Raw genomic sequence first — 23,370 nt, 5'->3', positions numbered from 1 at the left:
GCGCTATCGGTCGAGATCGGCACGCATGGCGGCCCGGGCCGCCCAGATCGCCTTTCCGTGCTTGAGCCGGTGCTCCTGGAACTCGGGTGAGTCGAGGGGCTGGTCACCGGCGGCGAAGAACTCCTGGAACTCCCGCAGGGTGACGTAGACGTCCTCCAACACGTCCGACAGCTCCTGCGGAGCGCAGATCAGCGCCGACTCCCTGACCTCGTCGCACCCCGAGGCCCGGAAGGCCTCCCGCACGGCCGCGTCGAGGGTGTGCTGGCCCCGGTGAACCGTCGCGGCGGAGTGCATGGCCTCGTAAGCCAGCCGGTATTTCGTCAGGCAGCCGACATAGATGTCCCGGCGCTCCTGCCGATTCCGCTCGCCCGCGTCCCGCCGCCAGCGCACGCGGTCGGCGAGCAGCGTCGAGCCGACGCCGATGAGCGCGCCGAGGGCTGTGCCGGCCAGGGTGGTCCAGTTCACCGATGCAGTTCCTTGCGCAGTACGGCGCAGGGGCGGGCGAGTTGGAGGTCGTTGCCGTGGCCGATCAGCTCGTAGCCGAGGGTGGTCCAGAAGGCGAGGGCGCGGTGGTTGTCCTCCAGGACGGCGAGGCGTACGGCGTCTCGGCCCGCAGCCCGGAACTCCTCCTCGACGAGCGAGGCCAACTGCCGTCCGTAGCCCTGCCCCTGCACCTCCGCGTCCACCATCAGCAACCCGATCCATGGGTCCGGGTCGACCGGATCCGGGTGATGGGCGAGGGTGATGGCGACCCCGACCAGCCGCCCCTCGCTACGGGCCAGCCGCACCTCGGCATCCGGATTCACCAACTCGTCGGCCAGCGCGACCGCCACCTGTTCGGGCCGGACGTCGTCCGGATCGGGGAAGTCGCCGCTGATCGCGTGGAACTCGCGGTTGGAGGCGTAGAGGGCGGTGAGCTCGGTGAGGAGCTCACCGGGGAGGGCGCCGTCGGTGGGCTGGAGCCGTTCGAGAAGCATGGCAGGACACTAACGGCCGGGTGAGGGCGGCCCGTGGGGCTGGGTAGATTTCACCGGGAACCACATTCACCAGCAGGGGGACGGAATCCCGATGACCACCCAGCCACCGCCGCCGCCATCGCATCCGCCTTACGGCAACCAGCCCGGGTACGGCCAACAGCCCCCACCGCCCCCGCCCCCGACGACCGCCCCACAGGGTTTCGGCCCACCGCCCCCGCAGTACGGCCACGCCACCCCACCCGGGACCGCGCCCGCACCCCAACCACCCCCCACCGGCCCGGAGTTCATGGCGGTCGACCGTCACAACTCCATCGTCGTCGACACGGACGGCGTGGCCTTCGAGGACCACGGCCTCTCCGTCGACTTCCCCTGGCCGGAGATCCGCAGCGTCCACTACAAGGCCAGCCCGAACGGCAAGTCCCTGATGGTGGCCGTGGTCCTCCCGGACGGCCGCTTCTACGAGTGCGTGGTGGAGGCGAGGCCGAGGGCACAACTGGGTGAGTGGTTCGGGCAGTTGGCGGCGGTGCTGGGGTATTACCGGCCGATGGGCTGACGGGGTATCACGCCCCGGGCTCGCTAGGCGGCCTCCGGGAGATCGGTTCGGCAGCCGCGGCAGCGGCCGGGGTGAGGTGCGCGGAAGGCGCGGTCGCAGCCCTCGCAGTTCTGGAGCGGGTGGCTGGCGGCAAGGGGCGGTGCGGGGGCCCGGAACGGTGACAGTGGCGGCAGCCGGTTGGTCAGCCGGTGGGCCAGGAGGGCGGCCGGGCGGCACAGGGGCTCCGACGGGAGGTCCATGATCAGGGATTCACGTACGGCCGTGGGTGTCACGTCCCGTTCCAGCCAGGCGGCGACGCCGGGGGCCAGATGCGCGGTGTCGCGCTCACTGAACAGCAGGCGCCGGTCGTGGCGGCGGAGGTCCGTGAGGAGGTCCGTGGCCTGCTGGATGAGGGCGGGGGCGGGGTACGACGGGCGCGGTACCGGTGGGAGGGGCCGGGGTGGGGACTTCTTCGGCCGAGCGGGCCTGGCGGAGTGCGGCGCGTGGTCGTTCCTGCTGCGGCCCGGCTGGTTGCAGGAGATCGTGCGCGTGACGATGCGGCCCCCGCCGATGCGTTCGCGTTCGCGGCGCAGGTAGCCGTGGGCCTCCAGCTCACGCAAGGCGGCGGCGATACGGGTCGTTCCCTCGGGGAAGCGGGCGGCGAGGCTCTTGATGTCGACGGGGGCGCCTGCTGGAAGGGACTGGATGTACACGGCCAGTCCGATGGCCAGGCCCGACAGCGAACGGTGCTGGGCGAGATGGTTGCCGATCACCGTGAAGCGGGTGGTGTGGCGGGTGTGCTCGTGGATGAGACCACCCGCGTGAGGGTGGTTTTCGCCCGGGATACGGGACTTGGCGTGCGTCGGCGCGCTAGGGTTTTCGGTGTCCATCGGGAAGGTGCTTTTCCTTGGTGGTCAGGCCCTCGCATCGGGATTGCCGTCCCGGCGGGGGCCGTTGCATGTGTGCGGTTGTGTTGCGCCGACTGTAGGGCAGGCAACCGGGCCGAAATCCAGCTGAGTTGGCGATGTTCACTCGCGTGGGTGAGAGCCGCGCACGGGCCTGACCAGCGGACGGACAAGGGGAGGGGGTGGGTTCGGCAGGGGTCCTTTCAACCATTCGTTCCTTGGGAAAGGCAGCCCGCCCCACCGCAGCCCAGCCCCACCGGAGCACGCTCCACCGAACTCCGGCCGAGACAGACCTCGGCCCACACCGTCTTGCGCGGCGGCGCCCCCGCCGCGACCCCCCACTTGTCGGCGAGCGCGTCCACGAGCAGCAGCCCCCGCCCCGACTCGGCGTCGGTTGAAGGGGGTTGGGCATGGGGAACACGGTCACCCCGCGTATCCGTGACCTCGATCCTGAGCGTGTCCCCGACGACGTACAGCTCGCCAGGTCACGGCGGTTCGGAAACCCGGGTCGTCCTTGGTGGTGGTTCCGTTGATCGTCGCGAGAGCGGACCGGTGGCGGGCGTGGAGGTCGGGACGCCGCTCTATCTCGACCTGTACCTGCCAGTGGGTGAGTCAGTGCTGGACGTGGCCGATCTTGCCGTCCTGAATGGCCGCGGCCAGTGCCTCTTCCTTGTGCTGTTCCATCTCGCCGAGGCGGTGGGGCGCGAGGCGGGCCAGTGCCACACGGACTGCTTCGGGGGTTCGTTCGGCGCGCGGGATCAGCTCATGCCCGTGTTCAGGCTGTGTGGTCACGCGATGCTCCTTCGTGTGCTCCCACCTGTACGCCGGAGCCCCCGGCCGTCCAAGACAACCGAGGGCTCCCGCTCAGCTCAGCGCACCGCAGCGTGTGTCAGACGTTCACGCCGAAGTCCTGCGCGATGCCCACCAGGCCCGACGCGTAGCCCTGGCCGACCGCGCGGAACTTCCACTCCGCGCCGTTGCGGTACAGCTCGCCGAAGACCATCGCCGTCTCCGTCGCCGCGTCCTCGGAGAGGTCGTAGCGGGCGATCTCCGCGCCGCCCGCCTGGTTGACGATGCGGATGTAGGCGTTGCGGACCTGGCCGAAGTTCTGCGAGCGGTTCTCCGCGTCGTAGATCGAGACCGGGAAGACGATCTTGTCGATGTCGGCCGGGAGGCCGGCCAGGTTGACGTTGATCGCCTCGTCGTCGCCCGCGCCCTCGCCGGTGCGGTTGTCGCCGGTGTGGACGATGGTCTGGTCCGGGGTCTGCTTGTTGTTGAAGAAGACGAAGTGTCCGTCCGAGTAGACCTTGCCCTGCGTGTTCACCGCGATCGCCGAGGCGTCGAGGTCGAAGTCCGTGCCGGTGGTGGTGCGGACGTCCCAGCCGAGGCCCACGGTGACGGCGGTCAGGCCCGGAGCCTCCTTGGTGAGCGAGACGTTGCCACCCTTGGACAGGCTTACAGCCATGGTTGGGAGTCCTTTCCCTTGTTTGCGTACGGCAGTACAGGTCGTGCGGCCGGTACGGGTAGTACGGGTAGTACGGGCATGAAGCTACAGCTACCCCTATGAACGCCACGAGGGGTACCGAAGGTTCCAGCTCTCTTTACTTTCTTTACCGAACAGGAGGTGAACGATCGAGGAGGATATTCGGGTGACGTGTGCCGGTCAGGCGCGTCACCATGGACGGCATGGCCGGTCCCTACCTCATCCGTGGCTCCGTCTCGCTCCCCGAGGCCGAGCTCCTGTGGCGTTTCTCGCGGTCGTCGGGGCCCGGCGGGCAGCACGTCAACACCAGCGACTCCCAGGTGGAGCTCCGCTTCGACCTGGCCAAGACCGAGGCACTGCCCGAGGTGTGGAAGGCGCGGGCGCTGGAGCGGCTGGCCGGCCGGCTCGTCGACGGCGGTGTCGTCGTCGTACGGGCGTCCGAGCACCGCTCCCAGTGGCGCAACCGCGAGACCGCCGCCGTACGCCTCGCGGCGCTGCTCGCCGAGGCCACCGCGCCACCGCCCAAGCCGCGCCGGCCCACCCGGATTCCGCGGGGGATCAATGAGCGTCGGTTGAGGGAGAAGAAGCAGCGTTCCGACACCAAGCGGGGGCGGTCCGGCCGCGATTGGGGATAAGCCCTGGGAAGCCCCCGAGAAGCCCTGGGGCGGGGTGTCGTAGAACGTCCTTTGTCACATCCGCGGCCTCTCGTACGTCAAGTCATCGACAAGGTGTCGGGCTGCGAGGAGCTGTGGCGATGGACCAGAACCAATTTCCGCCGGAGAACGAATTCAACGACAACGAGTCCAACGACAACGAGTCCAACGAATTCCTTGCTCGGCGATTTGAATCCCATCGGTCTCATCTGCGTGCCGTCGCCTACCGAATGCTCGGTTCCGCCGCCGAGGCCGACGACGCCGTGCAGGAGGCGTGGTTCCGGCTGAACCGGAGTGACACGCGGCAGGTGGACAACCTGGGCGGCTGGCTGACGACCGTGGTCGGGCGGGTCTGTCTGGACATGCTGCGGTCGCGGAGGTCGCGTGCCGAGGAGCCCCTGGAGCCCTTCGAGACGCACGCGCGCGTGGCCGACCGCGCCGCGACCGCCGCCCCCGACCCCGAGCAGGACGCGCTGCTCGCCGACTCGGTGGGCGCCGCGCTGCTCGTCGTACTCGAGACGCTTACGCCCCCGGAACGGCTCGCGTTCGTGCTGCACGACCTGTTCGCGGTGCCGTACGAGGAGGTCGGGGACATCGTGGGGCGCAGTCCGGTGGCGGCACGGCAGCTGGCCAGCCGGGCGCGGCGGCGGGTGCAGGGGGCCGAGGTGCACGATGCCGATCTGGTGCGGCAGCGGGAGGTCGTGGACGCGTTTCTGGTGGCCGCGCGGGAGGGCGATTTCGACGCCCTGGTCGAGCTGCTGGACCCGGATGTCGTCGCCCGCACCGAGGTCGGCGTGACCACGGGCGCGGCGGCGGTGGCCAAGGGTGCGTCGAGTTTCCGCCACTTCGCGGCGGTGGCCCGCCCCGCCCTGATCGACGGCCGCACCGGCCTCGCCGTCTTCGTCGAGAACCGCCTCGACCGGACGCTGACCTTCACTTTCGTACGGGACCGGATCGCCGTCATCGACATCGTCACCGATGCGGGACGGGTCGCGGAACTCGACGTCAGCCTTGTCGACGCGGGCTAGCGACGCCGGTCAGGTCAGATTCAGTACGGCGACCGTCTGGCTGCCGCTGGTCTCTCCGGTCGGGCGGAAGCCGAGGCCCAGGTAGAAGTCCTGGGGGCCGTCCGTACCAGGGTGGTATGTGACATGGCACTGGCTCCCGCCCCGGCTCCGGATCTCGCCCGCCACCGACTCCACGGCGAACCGCCCGTACCCGCGCCCCTGCTCCTCAGCTGCGATGTTCAGCCGCCACAGGCCGGACCGGAAGTCGGTGCCGTCCCCGCGCCAGTCGATGTCCAGGAAGGCCATGAGGAAGCCGACGGGGCGGTCGCCGTCGACGATCAGGCGCGGCCAGGCGACCCCGGCGGGGTGGACGTATGCCTCGGCCAGGGACTGCATGACCGGGGATACGGCGACCTCCTGGTCCGGGCGGACCCTAATGCCGATCGCGGCCTCGAAGTTCCCGGGTGTGATCTCTTCGAGGCGGATGGCTGGATTCGGTGTCGTACGCGTCATGTGGGTCGTACGAGTCGTGCGAGTCATCAGGGGACCGTATGCCGGATGATCACCGTCGGCCACGGATTTTCGTGAGCGGACTCACCCCAACTGCCGGTACCGCCCCCGGAAATAAGCCAGCGGTCCGCCGTCCGCGCTCGGTACGTCCGCGGTCAGGACCCGGCCGATCACCAGTGTGTGGTCCCCGGCGAGTACCCGCTGCTCGGTGCGGCATTCCAGCGTGGCCAGCGCGCCGCCCACCAGGGGGGCGCCGCTCGCCTTCCCGCGGACGTAAGGGATGTCCTCGAACAGCAGCCGATCGCTGATGCGGCCCTTCATCGCGAAGCGGCCGGCGATGTGGCGCTGGCTCTCGGACAGGACCGAGACCGCCCACAGGGGCTGTTCGTCGAGGAGGTCGTCCATGCGGGAGCCGTTGCGCAGGCTGACCAGGACCAGGGGCGGGTCCAGGGAGACCGACATGAAGGCGGTGGCCGTCATGCCGACGTCCTCGCCGCCCGGCGCCGACGCGTCGTCGGGGTCCAGCGGCGGCTCCTGCGCGGTCACCAGGACCACGCCCGCGGCCAGCCGGGACATGGCGGCGCGGAACTCGTCGTTGCTCACACCGACAGCATGCCCGGAGGCGGGCGCGGGAATGATCGGGGCCGTGGCGAAGGGGGTGGCGGGAGGAGTGTTCAGCACGCCGGAAACGCTAATCTCCGGCCCGCCCCGACCGCATCGGACCCCGGTCCGAGGCCGGACCTAGGACCATCGACGGATCAGTCGCATATCCACAAAGTTTGCGTCCAGGAAACGCACAGGAAGGGCGCGAGAAGAACGCAGAAACCCCACTCAATTGTTCATCTTTCGCTGTGACTTGAGTCACAAGAGGGACTAATTGTTGACCCTGTGTACCGGGTGGGCAGCGCGCTGTGATTCAGTGGCGGGGAAGCTGCCAGAACGATACGCCGATGAGAACCCTTGATTCGCTGCGAGGTCTCGGGGGGAGGGCGAGCATGGAGACCGAGTCGGAGCCGTACGTCCGTCTTGCGACCCTGCGACAACTGCACCAGGTCATGGCGGACATGAACACGGCCCGCAGCCTGGCGGACACACTGCAGACCGTCGCCGACGGCGTGGTCAACGGCCTCGGTTTCGAGCTGGCGTGCGTCAACCTGGTCCGCCCCGACGGCGACCTCGTCGTCGCCGCCTTCGCCGGCAACCCGGCGGCCGAGGCGCTGATCACCGGCCGGGCCGGCTCCCGCGAGTCCTGGGAGCGCCGGCTGTCCATGGGTGAGCACTGGGGCGACCTGGTCTTCATACCGCACACCGAGGGCTGGATCCTCGACGACGACGACGTACCGCAGTGGTACACCGACGGGCCCGCGCCGCGCTTCGAGGACGAGTGGCATCCGTCGGACCGGCTGTTCGCGCCCATGTACACGCCCTCCTCGCCCGGCGGCTCCGGCGGCGAACTGATCGGCGTGCTGTCCGTGGACCGGCCGCGCAACGGCCGCCGACCGGGCGCCTGGGGACGCGAAGCGCTCCAGATGTACGCCTTTCAGGCCGCGATCGCGATCAGTAACGCGCGGCTGCGCGCCAACATGCAGCGCGCACTGGTCAGGCTCGAACGCGAGCAGCAGGCCCTGCGCGCGAGCGAGGAGAGCTTCCGGCAGGCCTTCGAGTACGCCCCCTCGGGCATGGCCATCGCCGAGATGGGCGGCGACCAGCACGGCCGGATTCTCCGGACCAACGACGCCCTGTGCCGACTGCTCGGCCGCCCCGCCTCCGCGATGCGCCGCTACTCCTTCTCCGACCTGGTCCACCCCGAGGACATCGGCACCCTGCTGCGGACCTCGGCGGAAGGCGGCCGCGCCGAGCTCAGACTGGGCCGCCGCGACGGTACGTACGTCTGGGTCTCCCTGCGCAACAGCGTGGTCGCGGACGCGGCCGACGGCCCGCGCTTCCTGCTCACCCACGTCGAGGACATAGAGGACCGCAAGCGCCGCGAGCTCCAGCTCGCCCACCGCGCCTCCCACGACTCGCTCACCGGCCTGCCGAACTCCGCCGAGCTGCGCTCCCGCCTCTCCTCCCGCATCTGCCAGCGCCCCTCCCACCCGGGCGCCCTGGAGACCCTGGACGCGGCCTTCGGCCACCCCGCCTACGACGCCAACGGGCACGGCTTCGACTTCCGCCCCGGCGGCATCGAGGTCTACGACGGCTTCGACCACCATGTGCACACCGCCGCGCCCGACGGCGAGCGCGACGAGGGCGCCAAGGGGCTCGCGGTGCTCTTCTGCGACCTCGACGGCTTCAAGTCGATCAACGACCGGTTCGGGCACAACGCGGGTGACGCGGTTCTCATCGAGGTCGCCCGCCGGCTCTCCCGCGCGGTGCGCGACGGCGACACGGTCGCCCGGCTCGGCGGCGACGAGTTCGTGATCCTGGCCGACGGGCTCGGCCGGGCCGACGCCCAGGACCTGGCCGTACGCCTGCGCAACGAGATCATCCAGCCGATCCGGGCCGAGGGGCGGGCCGTGCGCGTCGGGGCCAGTTTCGGCATCGGGTGGGCACACTGCGGCATGACTGCGGACGAAGTGTTGAAGTCCGCGGACGAGCGGATGTACGTAGAGAAACGATCTCGTCCCAAACAACACAGACGCGCCGGCTGATCCCCAGGTCAGGGGGCAGGCCCGCGAGTCGATGCGATCCGAGTCACCCGTTTGGGGCATGGAGAGCGGGTAGGCTCGCCATTCCGACCCCACGTATCGCACCGACCCGCACCCGCTAGGAGTACCAAGGGATGACGTCCGGCAACAACGGGGCCACCACGCCCGAGGACGACGACCCGTTCGGCTACCTCTACGCCGATGGGCAGGCCAACGGCGCCCAGCCGCCCTCCGGCGGAGGCGGCTACGGCTACCCCGGCTCGGTCAACAGAGTGCGTGCGGTCGGCGAGCGCCAGTACGGACAGCCGGCCCAGGCCCAGCAGACGGCCGCCTACGGCCAGGTACCGCAGCAGCAGGGCGCGTACGGTCAGCCGAACGCGCACTACTCGGCCCCGGAGAACTTCACGGGCGGCGGCGCTCCCACGGCCCCGCAGCAGCAGGCGTACGGCGGTGGCGGTGGCGGCGGCCGCCGCGGGCCCAACACCAAGGGTCTGCTGATCGGCGCGATCGCGGTGGTCGCGGCGGTCGTGATCGGCATCGGCGTGGCGATGCTGGGCGGCGACGACTCGGACAACAAGGCCGGCGGCGACTCCTCGCCCTCGACGTCCACCTCCCAGAGCGCCTCGCCCAGCCAGTCGGCGAGCAGCAGTGCGTCGGCGGAACTGCCGAAGACCGATGCCAAGGACCTCCAGCTGGGCGGCGGCGCGACGGTCGCCTCGGACGTCAAGGGCGCCGACGCGGACGGCGGCAGCTATGTGACGGGGTTCAACAATGTCGGCGCCTCGATCACCTGGACCCTCAGTGACTTCCCGAAGGCGGGCTCCTACCGCCTGTACGTGCACTACAGCATTCCCGCCGTGGACGCCGACGCGACGCTGACGGTCAACGGCAAGTCCAACCAACAGTCGCTGGGCATGAAGAACTTCATCAAGTCCTCGGACACCGACCTCGCGAAGAACTGGCAGTCCACCTGGGCTCCGGTGGCGTTGAAGAAGGGCACCAACACGCTGACGCTCTCCTGCGGCCAGGGGAATCAGTGCGATGCGCTGATAGACCAGCTGTGGGTGCAGTAGGGCTCGAACGGCGGACACGGTCCGTCAAGTGCGACAGCCGCCGGAGGTGTTGATCTCCGGCGGCTGTCGCGCTTCGTGAACTTCAGGTTGGTGCTTTCAGCGCACCTCAGCCGTAGATCTCGACCGAGTTGGCGCTGCCGGGGTTGTCCGAGTAGGTGCCCGGCTTCAGCGTGACCAGCTTGGTGCCGGTGGCACAGCCGGTGGTGGCCTTCCAGAAGACCAGGGTGTAGTCAGTCTGGTTCGAGACGGACTTGGCGATGTGGGCGAGAGGGATACAGCCGGGCGTTTCGGAGTAGACCGTCCTGGTCCCGGTCCTGTTCTTCCCCGACCATCCGCAGAACTTGCCCTTCGGGCAGGTGTTGGGATCGGCCGCCGCGGCCGGTGTGGCAAAGACGCCGCCCAGCAGCACTCCGGCCACGGCCGCCGTCGTCAGGCTTTTCCTGAGCAGGCTCATATGAGGTTCCCCCTGTCTCTTTCGCCACTGGTCAGGTGGCGAAAATTGGTCGATGCAATGAACTGGTGATCATCGGATCACTTGATCAGTGTGTGGGGAAGGGTGTTTTCCGCCAAACGGCCGGATGTGCTTTCGGGCGAGGGGCGCAAGGCTTTCACGCCGCGCTGACCTCCCCGGTCACCGCCACCCGCCCCGCCAGCTCCTCGTAGGCCGCGCGGTCGAACTCGCCCGCCACCGGGGCCAGTACGGTCGCCGCGGACAGGGCGACCGCGCGGCACAGCCGGTCCGGCCACGGGAGTTGGTCGACCAGGCCCGACAGCAGGCCCGCGACCACGGAGTCGCCCGCGCCTGTCGGGTTGCCGTGGAGGCGGGCCGGTGGGGTTGCGCGCCAGCGGCCCTCGGGGGTGGTGGCCAGGAGGCCCTCCGTGCCCAGGGAGGCGACGACCGAGCGGGCGCCGCGGCGGCGGGCGTCCTGGGTGGCGCGCAACGGCTCGTGGGAGCCGGTGAGTTCGGCCAGCTCCTCGGTGTTCGGTTTGATCAGGTCGGGCCGCGCGGCGACCCCTCGCCGTAGCGGCTCACCGCTCGTGTCGAGCAGTACCGGCACCCCGGCCGCCTTCGCCAGCCGCACCAGGCCCGCGTACGCGCCCACCGGCACCCCCGGCGGCAGGCTGCCGCACAGGGCCACCGCCGCCATCGACGGCAGCAGATCCTCGTAAGCCTCCTGGAAGGCGGACCACTCGGCGGGTGCGATCGTCGGGCCCGGTTCGTTGAGCTGGGTCGTGTCGCCGGTCCCTTCGTCAACGACCGCTATCGTGCGCCGGGTTGCGGCGGATACGGGGATCAGCGCGTCCACCATCCCTGGGACGGCCGCGAGTTGGTCCTGGACGATACGGCCGGTCGCGCCGCCGGTGAAGCCGGTGACCGTCACCTGGTGGCCGAGCGCGGCCAGCACACGGGCCACGTTCAGGCCCTTGCCGCCGGGGCGTTCGGTCACCTGCGTGATGCGGTGGGAGGCGTGCGGCCTGAGGGCCGGGACGCGGTACGTGATGTCGAGAGCGGTGTTCAGCGTGACCGTGAGGATCACCTGGGCCGACCTCCCCCGAAACGACTGCGACCTGATCTGACCGCCGGGCGTCCGAAGGGCCCGTGATGCCACAAGGACGGCGGCCGTCCCAGTCTCCCAGGACAGCCGCCGCCCCAACAGCCGGACACATCACCCCAGTTGGGGATCGACCACCCATTCACCGCGGCGCATCACGCCCTTGAGGGAGAATTGATGGTCAAGAAGTACCAGGTCGGCGTCCTTGCCGGGCTCCAGCGAGCCGATCCGGTCGTCCAGGCCGAGGAGCTTGGCGGGGTTCGCGGAGATGGCGGCCACCACGTCCTCCACGGGCAGCCGGTCCACGGTCACGGCTCGTTGGAACGCGCGGTCGAGGGTGAGCGTCGACCCGGCGATGGAGCCACCCTCGACGAGACGGGCCACGCCCTCGCTGACCTCGACCTCCAGGGGGCCGAGCATGTAACGCCCGTCGCCGAAGCCGGCCGCGTCCATCGCGTCCGTGATGAAGGCGACCCGGCCCGCGCGCGCGTGGTGGAACGCCAGCTGGAGGGAGGCCGGGTGGAGGTGCGTGCCGTCGTTGATGAGCTCGACCGTGATCCGCTCGTCCTCCAGGAGGGCGGCGATCGGGCCGGGGGTGCGGTGGCCGAGCGCGGGCATCGCGTTGAAGAGGTGCGTGGCCACGGTGGCACCGGCGTCGATCGCCTCCACCGTCTGCTCGTACGTCGCGTCGGTGTGGCCGATCGCCGCGATGACACCGTGTTCGGTGAGCAGCCGTACGGAGTCGATGCCGCCCGGCAGTTCGGTGGCGAGGGTGACCATCGTGGCCCGGCCGCGCGCCGCGTCGATCAGCTTGCGGACCTCGGCGGGATCCGGGTCCCGCAGCAGCTCCTCGGAGTGGGCGCCCTTGCGGCACGGGGAGATGAAGGGGCCCTCGAAGTGGATGCCGGCGATGTCGCCCTGCTCGGCGAGCTCGCTCAGCAGGCCGGCGCGCTGGGCGAGGAAGTCCATGTCACCGGTGACGGTGGAGGCGACGAGGGTGGTGGTGCCGTGCAGGCGGTGGGTGTGGATGCCGTGGAGTACGTCGTCGACCGTGCCGGAGGTGAAGGAGGCTCCGCCGCCGCCGTGGTTGTGGATGTCGACGAAGCCGGGCACAGCCCAGAGGCCGGTGACGTCGATGACCTGGGCGTTCTCTGGGGCGGAACCGGCGATTCGGGTGCCATCGATGACCACTTGGCCGTCTTTGACGGTTCCTGTGGGGAGTACGACCGAGGCGCCGGAGAGCACCAGGGGAGATCCGGCCGTCGCGGGCTGCGGGCTCGTTGTGGCTGGTCGCGCAGTTCCCCGCGCCCCTGGGGTGGGTGCCATTAGGGCGTTACCTCCGTACGGTCGGTGTGGTTGAGGAGATCCCAGGCCATGAGGCCCGCGCCCAGGCATCCGGCGCTGTCGCCGAGCGCTGCGGGGACGATGTTCGGCAGTTTCTGGAAAGTGATCCGGCGTTGCACGGCCTCCCTCAGGGGTGTGAACAAGGTTTCCCCCGCCTCGGCCAGGCCGCCACCGATGATGAGGGTGCGGGGGTCCAGCAGGGTGAGGGCGGTGACCAGGCCGTCGGCCAGGGCGTCGACCGCCTCCCGCCAGACCCGGACGGCGTTCGGGTCGTCGGACGCGACGGCCTTGGCGCAGTCGGCCGCGTCCGCCTCGGGGTCCCCGGAGGCCGCCGCCCACGCCTCGCTGACGGCCGCCGCGGAGGCGTACCGCTCCAGGCAGCCCACCTGCCCGCACGGACAGGGGCTGCCCCCGGGCCGTACGACGATGTGCCCGATCTCGCCCGCGAAACCGTGCGCCCCCGACTCCACCCGGCCCGCGATGCCGATCGCGCCGGCGATGCCCGTGCCGAGGGGGACGAAGAGGAAACGGTCGGCGCCCTTGCCCGCACCGATCCGGCCCTCCGCCAGCCCCCCGGTGCGGACGTCGTGGCCGAGGGCGACCGGGACGCCGAGGCGGTCGGCGAGCAGGTCGCGCAGGGGTACGTCCCGCCAGCCCAGGTTGGCCGAGTAGGCGGCGACGCCCCGCTCCTCGTCGACGATGCCGGGGACGGCGACGCCGGCCGCGACCGCGGGCTCGCCGAAGCGCTCGGCGCCGTACGCGCGCAGCTCGGCGGCGAAGTCGAGGATCGACTCGACCACCGCCTCAGGACCGCGCTCGCGGCCGGTCGCGCGGCGGGCCTGATGGAGCAGCTCGCCGTCCGGCCCGGCCAGCGCGGCCTTCATTCCGGTGCCGCCCACATCGAGGGCGATGACATGTCTCACGGGTGTAGTGTGGCCCGCCGACCCACGAGAGGTCTAGTCCACTCACGTGGTGTAGACCTTATGGCGTCCATATATTGAACGGCGAGACAGTTGGGGTGTGGCGTAGTGCGGCGGCGTAGGACGGGAACGGTCGCGGTGTTGTCCGCGCTGGGGATGACGGCGGCCCTCGGTGGCTGCGGTGTCACCGGCGGCTCGGGCGACGTCACGCTGAGACTGGTCGCGGCGGACTACGGCGACTCGAGCGCCAACGCCTCCCAGAAGTACTGGGACAAGCTGGTCGAGGAGTACGAGAGCAAGCACTCCGGTGTGAAGGTCGAGGTCACCGTCTACTCGTGGACCGACGTCGACCGCAAGGTCAAGGAGATGGTCGACGCCGGGAAGGCGCCGGACATGGCGCAGATCGGCGCGTATGCCGACTACGCGGAGAAGGACCTGCTCTACTCGGCCGACGACCTGCTCTCCATCAGCACCCAGGCCGACTTCGCCTCCCAGCTGGCCACCGCGGGGCAGGTGAAGGGCATCCAGTACGGCATGCCGTTCGCCGCCTCCACCCGGCTGCTCTTCTACAACAAGACCCTCTTCACCAAGGCCGGCCTCACCCCGCCGACCACGTGGAAGCAGCTCGCCGCCGACGCCGAGGCGCTCAGGGCGGCGGGCGTGAAGTACCCGTACGCCCTGCCGCTCGGGCCCGAGGAGGCGCAGGCCGAGACGATGCAGTGGCTGCTCAGCGGCGGGGGCGGCTACACCGACACCGTCGGCACCTACGGCATCGACTCCGCGCAGAACGTCGACACCTTCACCTGGCTCAAGGACGACCTCGTCGACAAGGGCCTGACCGGCCCGGTGGCCCCCGGCAAGCTCAACCGGGCCGCCGCCTTCGCCGCGTTCGCGAACGGTGACGTCGGCATGCTCAACGGGCACCCCTCGCTGATGAAGATCGCCGCGAAGAAGGGCGTCAAGTACGGCATGGTGCCGATGCCCGGCGTGGACGGCGCGACCAAGAACTCCATGGGCGTCGCCGACTGGATGATGGCCTTCAAGAAGAACGGCCACGCCGAACAGGTCGGCGACTTCCTCGACTTCGTCTACGACGAGCAGAACGTCCTCGACTTCTCCCGCGAGTACGACCTGCTTCCGGTCACCAACTCGGCGTCCGACACCATGAGTTCGGCCAAGCAGGACGCCGACCTCAAGCCGTTCCTGGACGAGCTGCCGCAGTCCGAGCTGCCGCCGGTGGACAAGACGTCCTGGGCGACGGTGAGCGCGGCCGTGAAGAAGCGGATAGGCCAGGCGGTGGCCGCGAACGGCAGCCCGGCGGCGACGCTGGAACAGCTCCAGTCGACGGCTTCGACGGCGGAGAGCGCGGAGTAGTTCCCTTCCGCCGGGGTGACTGTCAGTGGCGGGCGCTACGGTTTGTGACATGGAAGAGGAGCAGCTGGGGGAGCGGGAGCGGGCCGTGCTCGCACTGGAACGCCGGGGGTTTTCGGGCCCCGGCGCGAAGGAGCGGGCGATACGGGAGGAGCTGGGGCTGGCTCCGGTCCGCTACTACCAGCTGCTGAACGCGCTCCTGGACGACGAGCGGGCGCTGGCCCACGACCCGGTGACGGTGAACAGGCTGAGAAGGGTACGGGAGCAGCGCAGAGGGGACCGTTAGGGTCGCCGTATGGGCACCCATGACACGGACACGGACCCCCTGCCGACGCCCGCCACCCGGGCCGGACGTGACGGACTCGCCGCGATCCTCGCGAACCCCGGGAAGTCGGTGCTCGCCTTCGACTTCGACGGCACCCTCGCCCCCATCGTCCCGGACCCCGAACAGGCCCGCGCCCACCCGGACGCGGTCCCCGCGCTGGCGAGGCTCGCCCCGAAGGTCGCCTCGGTCGCGGTGGTCACCGGCCGCCCGGCGGACGTGGCCGTCCGCCACGGGGGCTTCGCGGGCGTGCCCGGTCTGGAGCACCTCACCGTCCTGGGGCACTACGGCGCCGAGCGCTGGGACGCGGTGAGCGGCGAGATCAACGCCCCCGCCCCGCACCCCGGCGTCGCCGCCGTGCGCGCCGAACTCCCCGGCTTCCTGGACGGGTTCGGCGCCTGGCAGGGCACCTGGATCGAGGAGAAGGGCCGAGCCGTCGCGGTCCACACCCGCCGCGCGACCGACCCCCAGGCCGCCTTCGACGCCCTCCGCGCCCCCTTGACCGACCTCGCTACCCGCCACGGCCTGATCGTCGAACCGGGCCGCCTGGTCCTGGAACTCCGCCCACCCGGCATGGACAAGGGCGTAGCCCTCCTGAACCACGTCCGCGAGACGTCAGCGACGGCGGTCCTCTACGCGGGCGACGACCTGGGCGACCTCCCCGCGTTCGCGGCGGTGGAGAAGCTGCGGTCGGACGGGGTGCCGGGGGTGCTGGTGTGCAGCGGGAGCGACGAGGTCACGGAGATGAGGGAGAGGGCCGACCTGGTGGTGGACGGGCCGGCGGGGGTGGTGGGGCTGCTGAGGGGGCTGGCGGACCGACTGGGCTGACGATTCAGCCTGTCCGGCGGTTCTTCGTGACGCGGGCCGAGCAATTCCGGCCCGACTGGCGGCACTTCTCGACGCAGGCCCAGCGCTTCCAGCCCGTCCGGCGTTTGAGGACAAGGCCCCTTCAGGGCCGAAGCGGGGGTCTGGGGGCGGCAGCCCCCAGCCTCAGCCCCGCAACGCCTCCAACTGCTCGAGGAACCACTGCGCCGGCGGCAACGCCGTCGCCGCCGCAGCGAGCCGCTTCGTCCGCTCGGCCCGTTCCTCCACCGGCATGGTGAGCGCCTCGTGCAGCGCGTTCGCCGTGCCGAGGACGTCGTACGGGTTCACCACGATCGCGTCCTTGCCCAGCTCCTGGTAGGCCCCGGCCTCGCGGGACAGCACCAGCGCGCAGCCCTCGTCGGACACGACCGGCACCTCCTTGGCGACGAGGTTCATGCCGTCCCGGATGGGGTTGACGAGGGCCACGTCGGCCAGCCGGTACGCCGCCAGCGAGCGGGCGAAGTCGTCCTTGACGTGCAGCACGACCGGCGTCCAACCCGGCGTCCCGTAACGGGAGTTGATCTCCTCGGCCAGCCGCTGCACCTCGGCCGTGTAGTCCCGGTAGACGGCGAGGTCCTGCCGGGAGGGGTAGGCGAAGGCCACGTGCACGACCCGCTCGCGCCACTCGGGGCGGTCGTCGAGCAGCTGCCGGTACGCGAGCAGCCCGCGCACGATGTTCTTCGACAACTCCGTGCGGTCGACCCGGACGATCGTCTTCCGCCCGGCGCCGATCTCCTCCCGCAGCGCCGCCATCCGTTCCTCGACGTCCGCCTCGTGCGAGCGCGCGTGCAGGAACTCGGCGTCGGCGCCGAGGCCGTGGACGGTGACCCGGGTGGTCGTCTGCGGGGCCAGACCGGTCCTCGTGTGCTTGAGGTACTTGACCGGATCCCCGGCGGGCCATCCCGCCTCGACGTGCCCCTCGCCGCCGACGCCCCGGGCGCAGTCCATGAAGGCACCGGCCCACCGGTAGGTCAGGAACCCCAGCTGGTCCGCGCCGAGCATCCCCCACACCAGCTGCTGCCGGATGTCGTCCGGCAGCATCGCGAAGTACTCGGTCGGCGCCCACGGCGTATGCGAGAAGTGCCCGATCCGCAGATCCGGCCGCAGCTCCCGCAGCATCCCCGGCACCAGACACAGGTGGTAGTCCTGCACGAGGACCGCCGCCCCCTCGCCCGCCTCCTCGGCCAGCGCCTCCGCGAACGCCCGGTTGTAGGCCTCGTACGACCCCCACTGCCGCCGGAACTCCGCGTCGAACACCGGCTCCAGCGGCGTCTGGTACAGCATGTGGTGCACGAACCACAGCACCGAGTTCGCGATCCCGTTGTACGCGTCCGCGTGCACCTCGGCCGGGATGTCCAGCATCCGCACGCCGGCCTCGCCCGCCCCGCGCCGTACCGCCTCCCGGTCGCCGTCGGACAGCGCCGAGCACACCCACAGCGCGCCCGCGTCCGGCCCGATCGCCGACAGCCCGGAGACCAGCCCGCCGCCACCCCGCTTGGCGGCCAGCGAGCCGTCGCCCCGAACCTCGTACGAGACCGGGCCGCGGTTGGACGCGACCAGCACCTGATGGGCAGCGTGGGTGGAAGCCATACGCCTCAACCTAGCCCGGCCCGGAAAGACTCAAACGTATGGCCGGTTTGCGGTGGCGGCCCGTATACGGCCCGCTCCGCACCGTTACGCGACCTTGCGCTCGGCGTACTCCGCGATCTCCACCATGGGCGGCCGTTCCTCCGTGTCCACCGAATAGGTGCGCGGCTCGAAGCCGTCCTCGCCCCGCTCGAACTGGGTCAGAGAAGGCCTGATCAGATGCCCGCGGGCCAGCCGCAGCTGGGCCGTGCGGTAGATCGCCGCCGCCATGCGGCCCAGCGCCTGGCCGTCCTGGTGACGGTGCTTGCGGACGCCGACGTCGACCTGGGCGAGCGCGTCGAGGCCGACGAGGTGCAGGGCGTCGACCAGCATGCCGAGCTCCACGCCGTAGCCGACGGGGAACGGGAGCTGTTCGAGCAGCGAACGCCGGGCCGCGTACTCGCCGCCGAGCGGCTGGACGAATCCGGCCAGCTGGGGCCAGTGCATGTTGAGCAGCGGGCGGGCCATGAGTTCGGTCACCCGGCCGCCCTGGCCGGTCGCGCCGCCGAGCGGGCGGTCGTACATGCCCTTGACGAGGTCGATCCCGGGGTCGGTGAGCAGGGGGCCGACGATGCCGGAGACGAAGTCGGAGGAGAACTCCTTCAGGTCCGCGTCGATGAAGCAGACGATGTCCCCGCTCGTGGCGAGGAGCGAGCGCCACAGCACCTCGCCCTTGCCGGGGACGGTCGGGATGCGCGGCAGGATGTCGTCGCGGTGGACGACCCGCGCGCCGGCCGCCGCGGCGACCTCGGAGGTGCGGTCGGTGGAGCCGGAGTCGACGACGACGATCTCGTCGACGAGCGGGACCTGCTGCATGAGGTCGTGGCGGATGATCGCGACTATGTCGCCGACCGTCTCCTCCTCGTTGAGCGCGGGCAGCACTACGGAGACCGTCTGGCCCGTGCGGTGCTTGGCGGCGAGTATCTGGTGCAGCGGGCGGTCGGTGACGGACCAGGAGCGGGTGCTCAGCCAGCGCTCGACTTCTTCCAGCACGTAGGCGGCTCCTCACGTGTGTCTCGCGGTTCGGACGACTATCTCAACTGTCCTGGCCTTCGGTTACAGTCTTGAACAACGTCGATGACCATCGCATGTCCGAGGTCGTTGAACTGACAACCGAATACCGCTCATCCAGAGGGGCAGAGGGATACGGCCCGATGAAGCCCCGGCAACCCTCCAGCCGGTCTTTCCACGTCGTCGTGGTGAGGCTCCCGGCTAGGGAAGGTGCCAAATCCGTCTCACGACGAGATGCGTCGTGAGGAAGATGAGGAGAAAGGGCCTCCCCTCACATGGCTGCGCAGACTGCTGCAAGCACCACGAACCCCACCGTCGACCTCGGTCCCGCCGCAGCGCTGAGCTGCCGCGAATGCGGTCACCAGGTTCCGCTCGGCCCGGTTTTCGCCTGCGAGGAGTGTTTCGGCCCGCTGGAGATCGCGTACGACTTCTCGGCCTACGACACCGAGGAGCTCCGCAAGCGGATCGAGGCGGGACCCGCGAACATCTGGCGTTACGCGCCGCTGCTGCCCGTCCCCGCGGACGTGGCCGAGAAGCCGAACATCAACCCCGGCTGGACCAAGCTCGTCAAGGCCGACAACCTGGCCCGCGAGCTGGGCGTCGAGGCCGGCAAGCTCTTCGTGAAGGACGACTCCGGCAACCCGACGCACTCCTTCAAGGACCGCGTCGTCGCCCAGGCCATCGAGGCCGCCCGCGCCTTCGACTTCACCACCCTCTCCTGCTCCTCCACCGGCAACCTGGCCGGCGCGGTGGGTGCCGCCGCCGCCCGCGCCGGCTTCCGCTCCTGCGTGTTCATCCCGCACGACCTGGAGCAGGGCAAGGTCGTCATGGCCGCGGTCTACGGCGGCGAGCTCATCGGCATCGAGGGCAACTACGACGACGTGAACCGTTTCTGCTCCGAGCTGATCGGCGACCCGGCCGGCGAGGGCTGGGGTTTCGTCAACGTCAACCTGCGGCCGTACTACGCGGAGGGCTCCAAGACCCTGGCGTACGAGATCTGCGAGCAGCTCGGCTGGCGGCTCCCCGACCAGCTGGTCGTGCCGATCGCCTCCGGCTCGCAGCTCACGAAGATCGACAAGGGGCTCCAGGAGCTGATCAAGCTCGGGCTGGTCGAGGACAGGCCGTACAAGATCTTCGGCGCGCAGGCCGAGGGCTGCTCGCCGGTGTCGGTGGCGTACAAGGCGGGGCACGACGTGGTCCGGCCGCAGAAGCCGAACACCATCGCCAAGTCCCTCGCCATCGGCAACCCGGCGGACGGGCCGTACGTCCTGGACATCGCTCGCCGTACGGGCGGTGCGGTGGAGGATGTGAACGACGAGCAGATCGTCGACGCGATCCGGCTGCTGGCCCGCACCGAGGGCATCTTCGCCGAGACGGCGGGTGGCGTGACGGTCGGCGTCACACGCAAGCTGATCGAGAACGGCGTACTCGACCCGACCCTCACCACGGTCGTGCTCAACACGGGCGACGGCCTCAAGACCCTCGACGCGGTGGCCGACACGGGCCTCACCGCCACCATCCGCCCGAACCTCGACTCCTTCCGAGAGGCTGGCCTCGCATCATGAGCGTCAACGTCCGCATCCCCACCATCCTGCGCACCTACACCGGCGGTCAGGCCGAGGTCGCCGCCGAAGGTGCCACCCTCGGCGAGGTCATCGCCGACCTGGAGAAGAACCACACCGGCATCGCCGCGCGCGTCCTCGACGACCAGGGCAAGCTGCGACGGTTCGTCAACGTGTACGTGAACGACGACGACGTGCGGTTCGAGCAGGGGCTGGAGACGGCGACCCCGGACGGTGCGGGCGTCTCGATCATCCCGGCCGTCGCCGGAGGCTGAGCGTGCATACCGGTCGCCCCGATTATTACCGTCGGTAACGCCGGTCACCAAGAGTTCACCGAATTGCCCCCTCCGTGAGAGAAGCGGAGGGGGCAATTCTGCATGGTTGAGCACGGTACAGTTGGGGAACCTGCTGCTTCCCGCATGCCGGACGCATATGAGTACCGGCTTCGGGTGCGACAAGAAGCAGCCAAAGTGTGCAGGTCTTTTGTGGCTTATGTTCCCTTTGTGGGGCCCGACTTGCCCTGAATTCAGGCGAATTCTCGCTACATTCCGGACCGGTTCCGTCCAGAATTCTCGTCCGATTGACCTGTTGCAGACGGCAGTTGGACAGATACATTCAGCCGCGGTCGACGCGTTCCGGCGCACGCCCCCAAACCGTGGGGGGTGAGGTCTGACCCGGATCCGCGAAGTGCGGGTCTGTGCAAGGGCCAGTAATAGGGGAGTTAGGCATGGCTCAGGGCACCGTCAAGTGGTTCAACGCGGAGAAGGGGTACGGCTTCATCGCGGTCGACGGTGGTGCGGATGTTTTCGTCCACTACAGCGCCATCCAGATGGACGGGTACCGCACCCTGGAAGAGGGCCAGCGGGTCGATTTCGAGATCTCGCAGGGTCAGAAGGGGCCGCAGGCGGACATGGTCCGACTGGCGACCAGCTGAAGCACGCGCCGGGTAGATCGCAGCGTCGTTCTTCTGTTTTTTCGGAGGGCTCGTATCCCATGGGGAGTCATGGGTTACGAGCCCTCCGGCATGCCCGGGGAGCCTCAGGGGGCCCGGGGAGCCCCCTGGGGACCCGTGGGGGACCTGGCCGATCCCTGAGAGCCGCTTGCACTCGCCTACCCCGAGTGCTAATCATTGGCGTTAGCACTCTGAAGGTGAGAGTGACAACGAAGGACCGGGTCGGTGAGGCCCGCAGGCCGGGTGGGGAAGGAACCCACGGGGCAGGCGAGCCGTCCGTCGCGGGCGCGGGCGCGGTCCGAAGGAATCACCCCCAGTCCTGGAGGGACCACTTCACATGGCCAAGATCATCGCGTTCGACGAGGAGGCGCGGCGCGGCCTCGAGCGCGGCATGAACCAGCTCGCGGACGCCGTGAAGGTGACGCTCGGCCCCAAGGGCCGCAACGTCGTCCTCGAGAAGAAGTGGGGCGCCCCCACGATCACCAACGATGGTGTCTCCATCGCCAAGGAGATCGAGCTCGAGGACCCGTACGAGAAGATCGGCGCCGAGCTGGTCAAGGAAGTCGCCAAGAAGACGGACGATGTCGCCGGTGACGGTACGACCACCGCGACCGTTCTCGCCCAGGCCCTCGTCAAGGAAGGCCTGCGCAACGTAGCCGCCGGTGCCAACCCGATGGCCCTCAAGCGCGGTATCGAGAAGGCCGTCGAGGCCGTCTCCGGTGCCCTGCTCGAGCAGGCGAAGGATGTCGAGACCAAGGAGCAGATCGCCTCCACGGCCTCCATCTCCGCCGCCGACACCCAGATCGGCGAGCTCATCGCCGAGGCGATGGACAAGGTCGGCAAGGAAGGCGTCATCACCGTCGAGGAGTCCCAGACCTTCGGTCTGGAGCTGGAGCTCACCGAGGGTATGCGCTTCGACAAGGGCTACATCTCGGCGTACTTCGCCACCGACATGGAGCGTATGGAGGCGTCCCTGGACGACCCGTACATCCTGATCGCCAACTCCAAGATCGGCTCCGTCAAGGACCTGCTCCCGCTCCTGGAGAAGGTCATGCAGTCGGGCAAGCCGCTGCTGATCATCGCCGAGGACGTCGAGGGCGAGGCCCTGTCGACCCTGGTCGTCAACAAGATCCGCGGCACCTTCAAGTCCGTCGCGGTCAAGGCCCCGGGCTTCGGCGACCGCCGCAAGGCGATGCTGAACGACATCGCCATCCTCACCGGTGGCGAGGTCATCTCCGAGGAGGTCGGTCTCAAGCTCGAGAACACCTCCCTGGACCTCCTGGGCAAGGCCCGCAAGGTCGTCATCACCAAGGACGAGACCACCATCGTCGACGGTGCCGGCTCCTCGGACCAGGTCGCGGGTCGCGTCAACCAGATCCGCGCCGAGATCGAGAACAGCGACTCGGACTACGACCGCGAGAAGCTCCAGGAGCGCCTGGCGAAGCTCGCCGGTGGCGTCGCCGTCATCAAGGCGGGCGCGGCCACCGAGGTCGAGCTCAAGGAGCGCAAGCACCGCATCGAGGACGCCGTTCGCAACGCGAAGGCGGCCGTCGAGGAGGGCATCGTCGCCGGTGGTGGCGTGGCCCTGCTCCAGGCCTCCCAGGTCTTCGAGAAGCTGGAGCTGGAGGGTGACGAGGCGACCGGCGCGCAGGCCGTGAAGCTCGCGCTCGAGGCCCCGCTGAAGCAGATCGCCGTCAACGCCGGCCTCGAGGGCGGCGTCGTGGTGGAGAAGGTCCGCAACCTCACCCCGGGTCACGGCCTCAACGCCGCGACCGGTGAGTACGTCGACCTGGTCAAGGAAGGCATCATCGACCCGGCGAAGGTCACGCGCTCTGCCCTGCAGAACGCCGCGTCCATCGCCGCGCTCTTCCTCACCACCGAGGCCGTCATCGCCGACAAGCCGGAGAAGGCCGCCGCGCCCGCCGGTGGCGGCATGCCGGGCGGTGACATGGACTTCTGATCGACCTCGGGGGTCCCGGCCTCCGGTTGATCAACGTCCTTGCCGAGGGCGGTACTTCCTGTCATACGACGGGGGGTGCCGCCCTCGGGCTTTTGCG

General features: G+C 69.8%; 25 protein-coding genes and 1 riboswitch. Of the genes, 12 read left to right on the top strand and 13 right to left on the bottom strand.

What is annotated here, in order from left to right; genetic code table 11:
• Positions 1 to 3 precede the first annotated feature (3 nt).
• Positions 4 to 465: a hypothetical protein gene (locus ACQEWB_RS22170; RefSeq protein WP_432833641.1), complete on the bottom strand. Its 462-nt coding sequence runs from the start codon at positions 463 to 465 to the stop codon at positions 4 to 6.
• Positions 462 to 977, bottom strand: a complete 516-nt coding sequence (locus ACQEWB_RS22165; protein ID WP_432833639.1) for a GNAT family N-acetyltransferase — start codon at positions 975 to 977, stop codon at positions 462 to 464. Before ACQEWB_RS22165 ends, ACQEWB_RS22170 begins: the two co-directional genes overlap by 4 nt.
• Positions 978 to 1,068: 91 nt before the next feature.
• Between ACQEWB_RS22165 and ACQEWB_RS22160 the strand changes: the two genes are divergently transcribed.
• A complete protein-coding gene (locus ACQEWB_RS22160; protein WP_432833637.1) occupies positions 1,069 to 1,530 on the top strand; it encodes a hypothetical protein in 462 nt (153 codons plus the stop codon).
• A gap of 23 nt (positions 1,531 to 1,553) precedes the next feature.
• On the opposite strand, the gene ACQEWB_RS22155 is transcribed toward ACQEWB_RS22160, so the two are convergent.
• The 3 genes from ACQEWB_RS22155 to ACQEWB_RS22145 all read right to left on the bottom strand — a co-directional run bounded on the left by ACQEWB_RS22155 (position 1,554) and on the right by ACQEWB_RS22145 (position 3,879).
• Positions 1,554 to 2,399: a helix-turn-helix domain-containing protein gene (locus tag ACQEWB_RS22155; protein WP_432833635.1), complete on the bottom strand. Its 846-nt coding sequence runs from the start codon at positions 2,397 to 2,399 to the stop codon at positions 1,554 to 1,556.
• 627 nt (positions 2,400 to 3,026) lie between these two features.
• Positions 3,027 to 3,206, bottom strand: a complete 180-nt coding sequence (locus ACQEWB_RS22150) for a hypothetical protein (RefSeq protein ID WP_432833633.1) — start codon at positions 3,204 to 3,206, stop codon at positions 3,027 to 3,029.
• A gap of 97 nt (positions 3,207 to 3,303) precedes the next feature.
• Positions 3,304 to 3,879 (bottom strand): TerD family protein, encoded by a 576-nt coding sequence (locus ACQEWB_RS22145; RefSeq protein WP_230221891.1) that lies wholly within the window; start codon positions 3,877 to 3,879, stop codon positions 3,304 to 3,306.
• 212 nt (positions 3,880 to 4,091) lie between these two features.
• Here ACQEWB_RS22145 and arfB point away from each other — a divergent pair, with 212 nt between their 5' ends.
• Together arfB and ACQEWB_RS22135 are read left to right on the top strand one after the other, a co-directional pair.
• On the top strand, positions 4,092 to 4,532 hold the full coding sequence (arfB, locus tag ACQEWB_RS22140) for an alternative ribosome rescue aminoacyl-tRNA hydrolase ArfB (protein ID WP_432843941.1): 441 nt from the start codon (positions 4,092 to 4,094) through the stop codon (positions 4,530 to 4,532).
• Between the two features lie 119 nt (positions 4,533 to 4,651).
• The gene (locus ACQEWB_RS22135) at positions 4,652 to 5,578 is read left to right on the top strand and encodes a sigma-70 family RNA polymerase sigma factor (RefSeq protein ID WP_432833630.1); all 927 of its coding nucleotides are present in this window, start codon (positions 4,652 to 4,654) and stop codon (positions 5,576 to 5,578) included.
• 9 nt (positions 5,579 to 5,587) lie between these two features.
• On the opposite strand, the gene ACQEWB_RS22130 is transcribed toward ACQEWB_RS22135, so the two are convergent.
• Complete coding sequence (locus ACQEWB_RS22130; RefSeq protein WP_432843939.1) at positions 5,588 to 6,070, bottom strand: GNAT family N-acetyltransferase; 483 nt, start codon at positions 6,068 to 6,070, stop codon at positions 5,588 to 5,590.
• Between the two features lie 81 nt (positions 6,071 to 6,151).
• Positions 6,152 to 6,748, bottom strand: a complete 597-nt coding sequence (locus ACQEWB_RS22125) for a flavin reductase family protein (protein WP_432833628.1) — start codon at positions 6,746 to 6,748, stop codon at positions 6,152 to 6,154.
• A 314-nt stretch (positions 6,749 to 7,062) separates the two neighbouring features.
• On the opposite strand from ACQEWB_RS22125, the gene cdgB reads away from it, so the two are divergent.
• Positions 7,063 to 8,718, top strand: coding sequence for a diguanylate cyclase CdgB (gene cdgB, locus ACQEWB_RS22120; RefSeq protein ID WP_432833626.1), 1,656 nt, complete (start codon positions 7,063 to 7,065; stop codon positions 8,716 to 8,718).
• A 131-nt stretch (positions 8,719 to 8,849) separates the two neighbouring features.
• Positions 8,850 to 9,788 carry a carbohydrate-binding protein gene (locus tag ACQEWB_RS22115; RefSeq protein ID WP_432833624.1) on the top strand — a complete coding sequence of 313 codons (939 nt, stop codon included), beginning with the start codon at positions 8,850 to 8,852 and terminating at the stop codon, positions 9,786 to 9,788.
• A gap of 106 nt (positions 9,789 to 9,894) precedes the next feature.
• Here ACQEWB_RS22115 and ACQEWB_RS22110 read toward each other — a convergent pair whose 3' ends face one another.
• From ACQEWB_RS22110 to ACQEWB_RS22095, 4 genes are all read right to left on the bottom strand, one after another.
• On the bottom strand, positions 9,895 to 10,242 hold the full coding sequence (locus tag ACQEWB_RS22110) for a peptidase inhibitor family I36 protein (protein ID WP_432833622.1): 348 nt from the start codon (positions 10,240 to 10,242) through the stop codon (positions 9,895 to 9,897).
• A gap of 154 nt (positions 10,243 to 10,396) precedes the next feature.
• Positions 10,397 to 11,326 carry a 1-phosphofructokinase family hexose kinase gene (locus ACQEWB_RS22105; RefSeq protein WP_432833620.1) on the bottom strand — a complete coding sequence of 310 codons (930 nt, stop codon included), beginning with the start codon at positions 11,324 to 11,326 and terminating at the stop codon, positions 10,397 to 10,399.
• A 129-nt stretch (positions 11,327 to 11,455) separates the two neighbouring features.
• Positions 11,456 to 12,586 carry an N-acetylglucosamine-6-phosphate deacetylase gene (nagA, locus tag ACQEWB_RS22100; protein ID WP_432833618.1) on the bottom strand — a complete coding sequence of 377 codons (1,131 nt, stop codon included), beginning with the start codon at positions 12,584 to 12,586 and terminating at the stop codon, positions 11,456 to 11,458.
• A gap of 80 nt (positions 12,587 to 12,666) precedes the next feature.
• Positions 12,667 to 13,608, bottom strand: a complete 942-nt coding sequence (locus ACQEWB_RS22095; protein ID WP_432833616.1) for an ROK family protein — start codon at positions 13,606 to 13,608, stop codon at positions 12,667 to 12,669.
• A gap of 153 nt (positions 13,609 to 13,761) precedes the next feature.
• Between ACQEWB_RS22095 and ACQEWB_RS22090 the strand changes: the two genes are divergently transcribed.
• Genes ACQEWB_RS22090 through otsB form a run of 3 tightly spaced genes read left to right on the top strand, consistent with a single transcriptional unit; the run spans position 13,762 to position 16,126 of the window.
• Positions 13,762 to 14,979, top strand: coding sequence for an extracellular solute-binding protein (locus tag ACQEWB_RS22090; protein WP_432843937.1), 1,218 nt, complete (start codon positions 13,762 to 13,764; stop codon positions 14,977 to 14,979).
• Positions 14,980 to 15,028: 49 nt separating this feature from the next.
• Entirely contained in the window at positions 15,029 to 15,262 is a 234-nt protein-coding gene (locus ACQEWB_RS22085; RefSeq protein WP_432833614.1) for a DUF3263 domain-containing protein, read from the top strand.
• Between the two features lie 9 nt (positions 15,263 to 15,271).
• Entirely contained in the window at positions 15,272 to 16,126 is an 855-nt protein-coding gene (otsB, locus tag ACQEWB_RS22080) for a trehalose-phosphatase (protein ID WP_432833612.1), read from the top strand.
• 162 nt (positions 16,127 to 16,288) lie between these two features.
• On the opposite strand, the gene ACQEWB_RS22075 is transcribed toward otsB, so the two are convergent.
• Both ACQEWB_RS22075 and ACQEWB_RS22070 read right to left on the bottom strand, forming a co-directional pair.
• Positions 16,289 to 17,752, bottom strand: coding sequence for an alpha,alpha-trehalose-phosphate synthase (UDP-forming) (locus ACQEWB_RS22075; RefSeq protein WP_432833610.1), 1,464 nt, complete (start codon positions 17,750 to 17,752; stop codon positions 16,289 to 16,291).
• An 84-nt stretch (positions 17,753 to 17,836) separates the two neighbouring features.
• Entirely contained in the window at positions 17,837 to 18,781 is a 945-nt protein-coding gene (locus ACQEWB_RS22070) for a glucosyl-3-phosphoglycerate synthase (RefSeq protein WP_432833608.1), read from the bottom strand.
• Between the two features lie 128 nt (positions 18,782 to 18,909).
• Positions 18,910 to 19,056: riboswitch (SAM riboswitch) on the top strand.
• An 18-nt stretch (positions 19,057 to 19,074) separates the two neighbouring features.
• Between ACQEWB_RS22070 and thrC the strand changes: the two genes are divergently transcribed.
• From thrC to groL, 4 genes are all read left to right on the top strand, one after another.
• Positions 19,075 to 20,364: a threonine synthase gene (gene thrC, locus ACQEWB_RS22065; protein ID WP_432833606.1), complete on the top strand. Its 1,290-nt coding sequence runs from the start codon at positions 19,075 to 19,077 to the stop codon at positions 20,362 to 20,364.
• Positions 20,361 to 20,636, top strand: a complete 276-nt coding sequence (locus ACQEWB_RS22060; protein ID WP_128432056.1) for a ubiquitin-like small modifier protein 1 — start codon at positions 20,361 to 20,363, stop codon at positions 20,634 to 20,636. Before thrC ends, ACQEWB_RS22060 begins: the two co-directional genes overlap by 4 nt.
• Before the next feature lie 452 nt (positions 20,637 to 21,088).
• Positions 21,089 to 21,295 carry a cold-shock protein gene (locus ACQEWB_RS22055; protein ID WP_019057200.1) on the top strand — a complete coding sequence of 69 codons (207 nt, stop codon included), beginning with the start codon at positions 21,089 to 21,091 and terminating at the stop codon, positions 21,293 to 21,295.
• A gap of 355 nt (positions 21,296 to 21,650) precedes the next feature.
• Positions 21,651 to 23,273, top strand: coding sequence for a chaperonin GroEL (gene groL / locus ACQEWB_RS22050; protein ID WP_432833603.1), 1,623 nt, complete (start codon positions 21,651 to 21,653; stop codon positions 23,271 to 23,273).
• Positions 23,274 to 23,370: the final 97 nt, after the last annotated feature.

Origin of the sequence: Streptomyces sp. CA-249302 (genome assembly GCF_050936785.1) — a bacterium.
Lineage (GTDB): Bacteria > Actinomycetota > Actinomycetes > Streptomycetales > Streptomycetaceae > Streptomyces.
The sequence above is the reverse complement of the archived record's forward strand: the minus strand, read 5'-3'. Positions and strand labels throughout refer to the sequence as shown.

Coding starts and splice junctions, on each gene's coding strand:
- ACQEWB_RS22090 (WP_432843937.1), top strand. CDS start 13,762: ATGACGGCGGCCCTCGGTGGCTGCGGTGTCACCGGCGGCTCGGGCGAC.
- groL (WP_432833603.1), top strand. CDS start 21,651: ATGGCCAAGATCATCGCGTTCGACGAGGAGGCGCGGCGCGGCCTCGAG.
- otsB (WP_432833612.1), top strand. CDS start 15,272: ATGGGCACCCATGACACGGACACGGACCCCCTGCCGACGCCCGCCACC.
- ACQEWB_RS22155 (WP_432833635.1), bottom strand. CDS start 2,399: ATGGACACCGAAAACCCTAGCGCGCCGACGCACGCCAAGTCCCGTATC.
- ACQEWB_RS22110 (WP_432833622.1), bottom strand. CDS start 10,242: ATGAGCCTGCTCAGGAAAAGCCTGACGACGGCGGCCGTGGCCGGAGTG.
- cdgB (WP_432833626.1), top strand. CDS start 7,063: ATGGAGACCGAGTCGGAGCCGTACGTCCGTCTTGCGACCCTGCGACAA.
- ACQEWB_RS22145 (WP_230221891.1), bottom strand. CDS start 3,879: ATGGCTGTAAGCCTGTCCAAGGGTGGCAACGTCTCGCTCACCAAGGAG.
- ACQEWB_RS22085 (WP_432833614.1), top strand. CDS start 15,029: ATGGAAGAGGAGCAGCTGGGGGAGCGGGAGCGGGCCGTGCTCGCACTG.
- ACQEWB_RS22060 (WP_128432056.1), top strand. CDS start 20,361: ATGAGCGTCAACGTCCGCATCCCCACCATCCTGCGCACCTACACCGGC.
- ACQEWB_RS22075 (WP_432833610.1), bottom strand. CDS start 17,752: ATGGCTTCCACCCACGCTGCCCATCAGGTGCTGGTCGCGTCCAACCGC.
- arfB (WP_432843941.1), top strand. CDS start 4,092: ATGGACGGCATGGCCGGTCCCTACCTCATCCGTGGCTCCGTCTCGCTC.
- ACQEWB_RS22055 (WP_019057200.1), top strand. CDS start 21,089: ATGGCTCAGGGCACCGTCAAGTGGTTCAACGCGGAGAAGGGGTACGGC.
- ACQEWB_RS22115 (WP_432833624.1), top strand. CDS start 8,850: ATGACGTCCGGCAACAACGGGGCCACCACGCCCGAGGACGACGACCCG.
- ACQEWB_RS22165 (WP_432833639.1), bottom strand. CDS start 977: ATGCTTCTCGAACGGCTCCAGCCCACCGACGGCGCCCTCCCCGGTGAG.
- thrC (WP_432833606.1), top strand. CDS start 19,075: ATGGCTGCGCAGACTGCTGCAAGCACCACGAACCCCACCGTCGACCTC.
- ACQEWB_RS22130 (WP_432843939.1), bottom strand. CDS start 6,070: ATGACGCGTACGACACCGAATCCAGCCATCCGCCTCGAAGAGATCACA.
- ACQEWB_RS22160 (WP_432833637.1), top strand. CDS start 1,069: ATGACCACCCAGCCACCGCCGCCGCCATCGCATCCGCCTTACGGCAAC.
- ACQEWB_RS22135 (WP_432833630.1), top strand. CDS start 4,652: ATGGACCAGAACCAATTTCCGCCGGAGAACGAATTCAACGACAACGAG.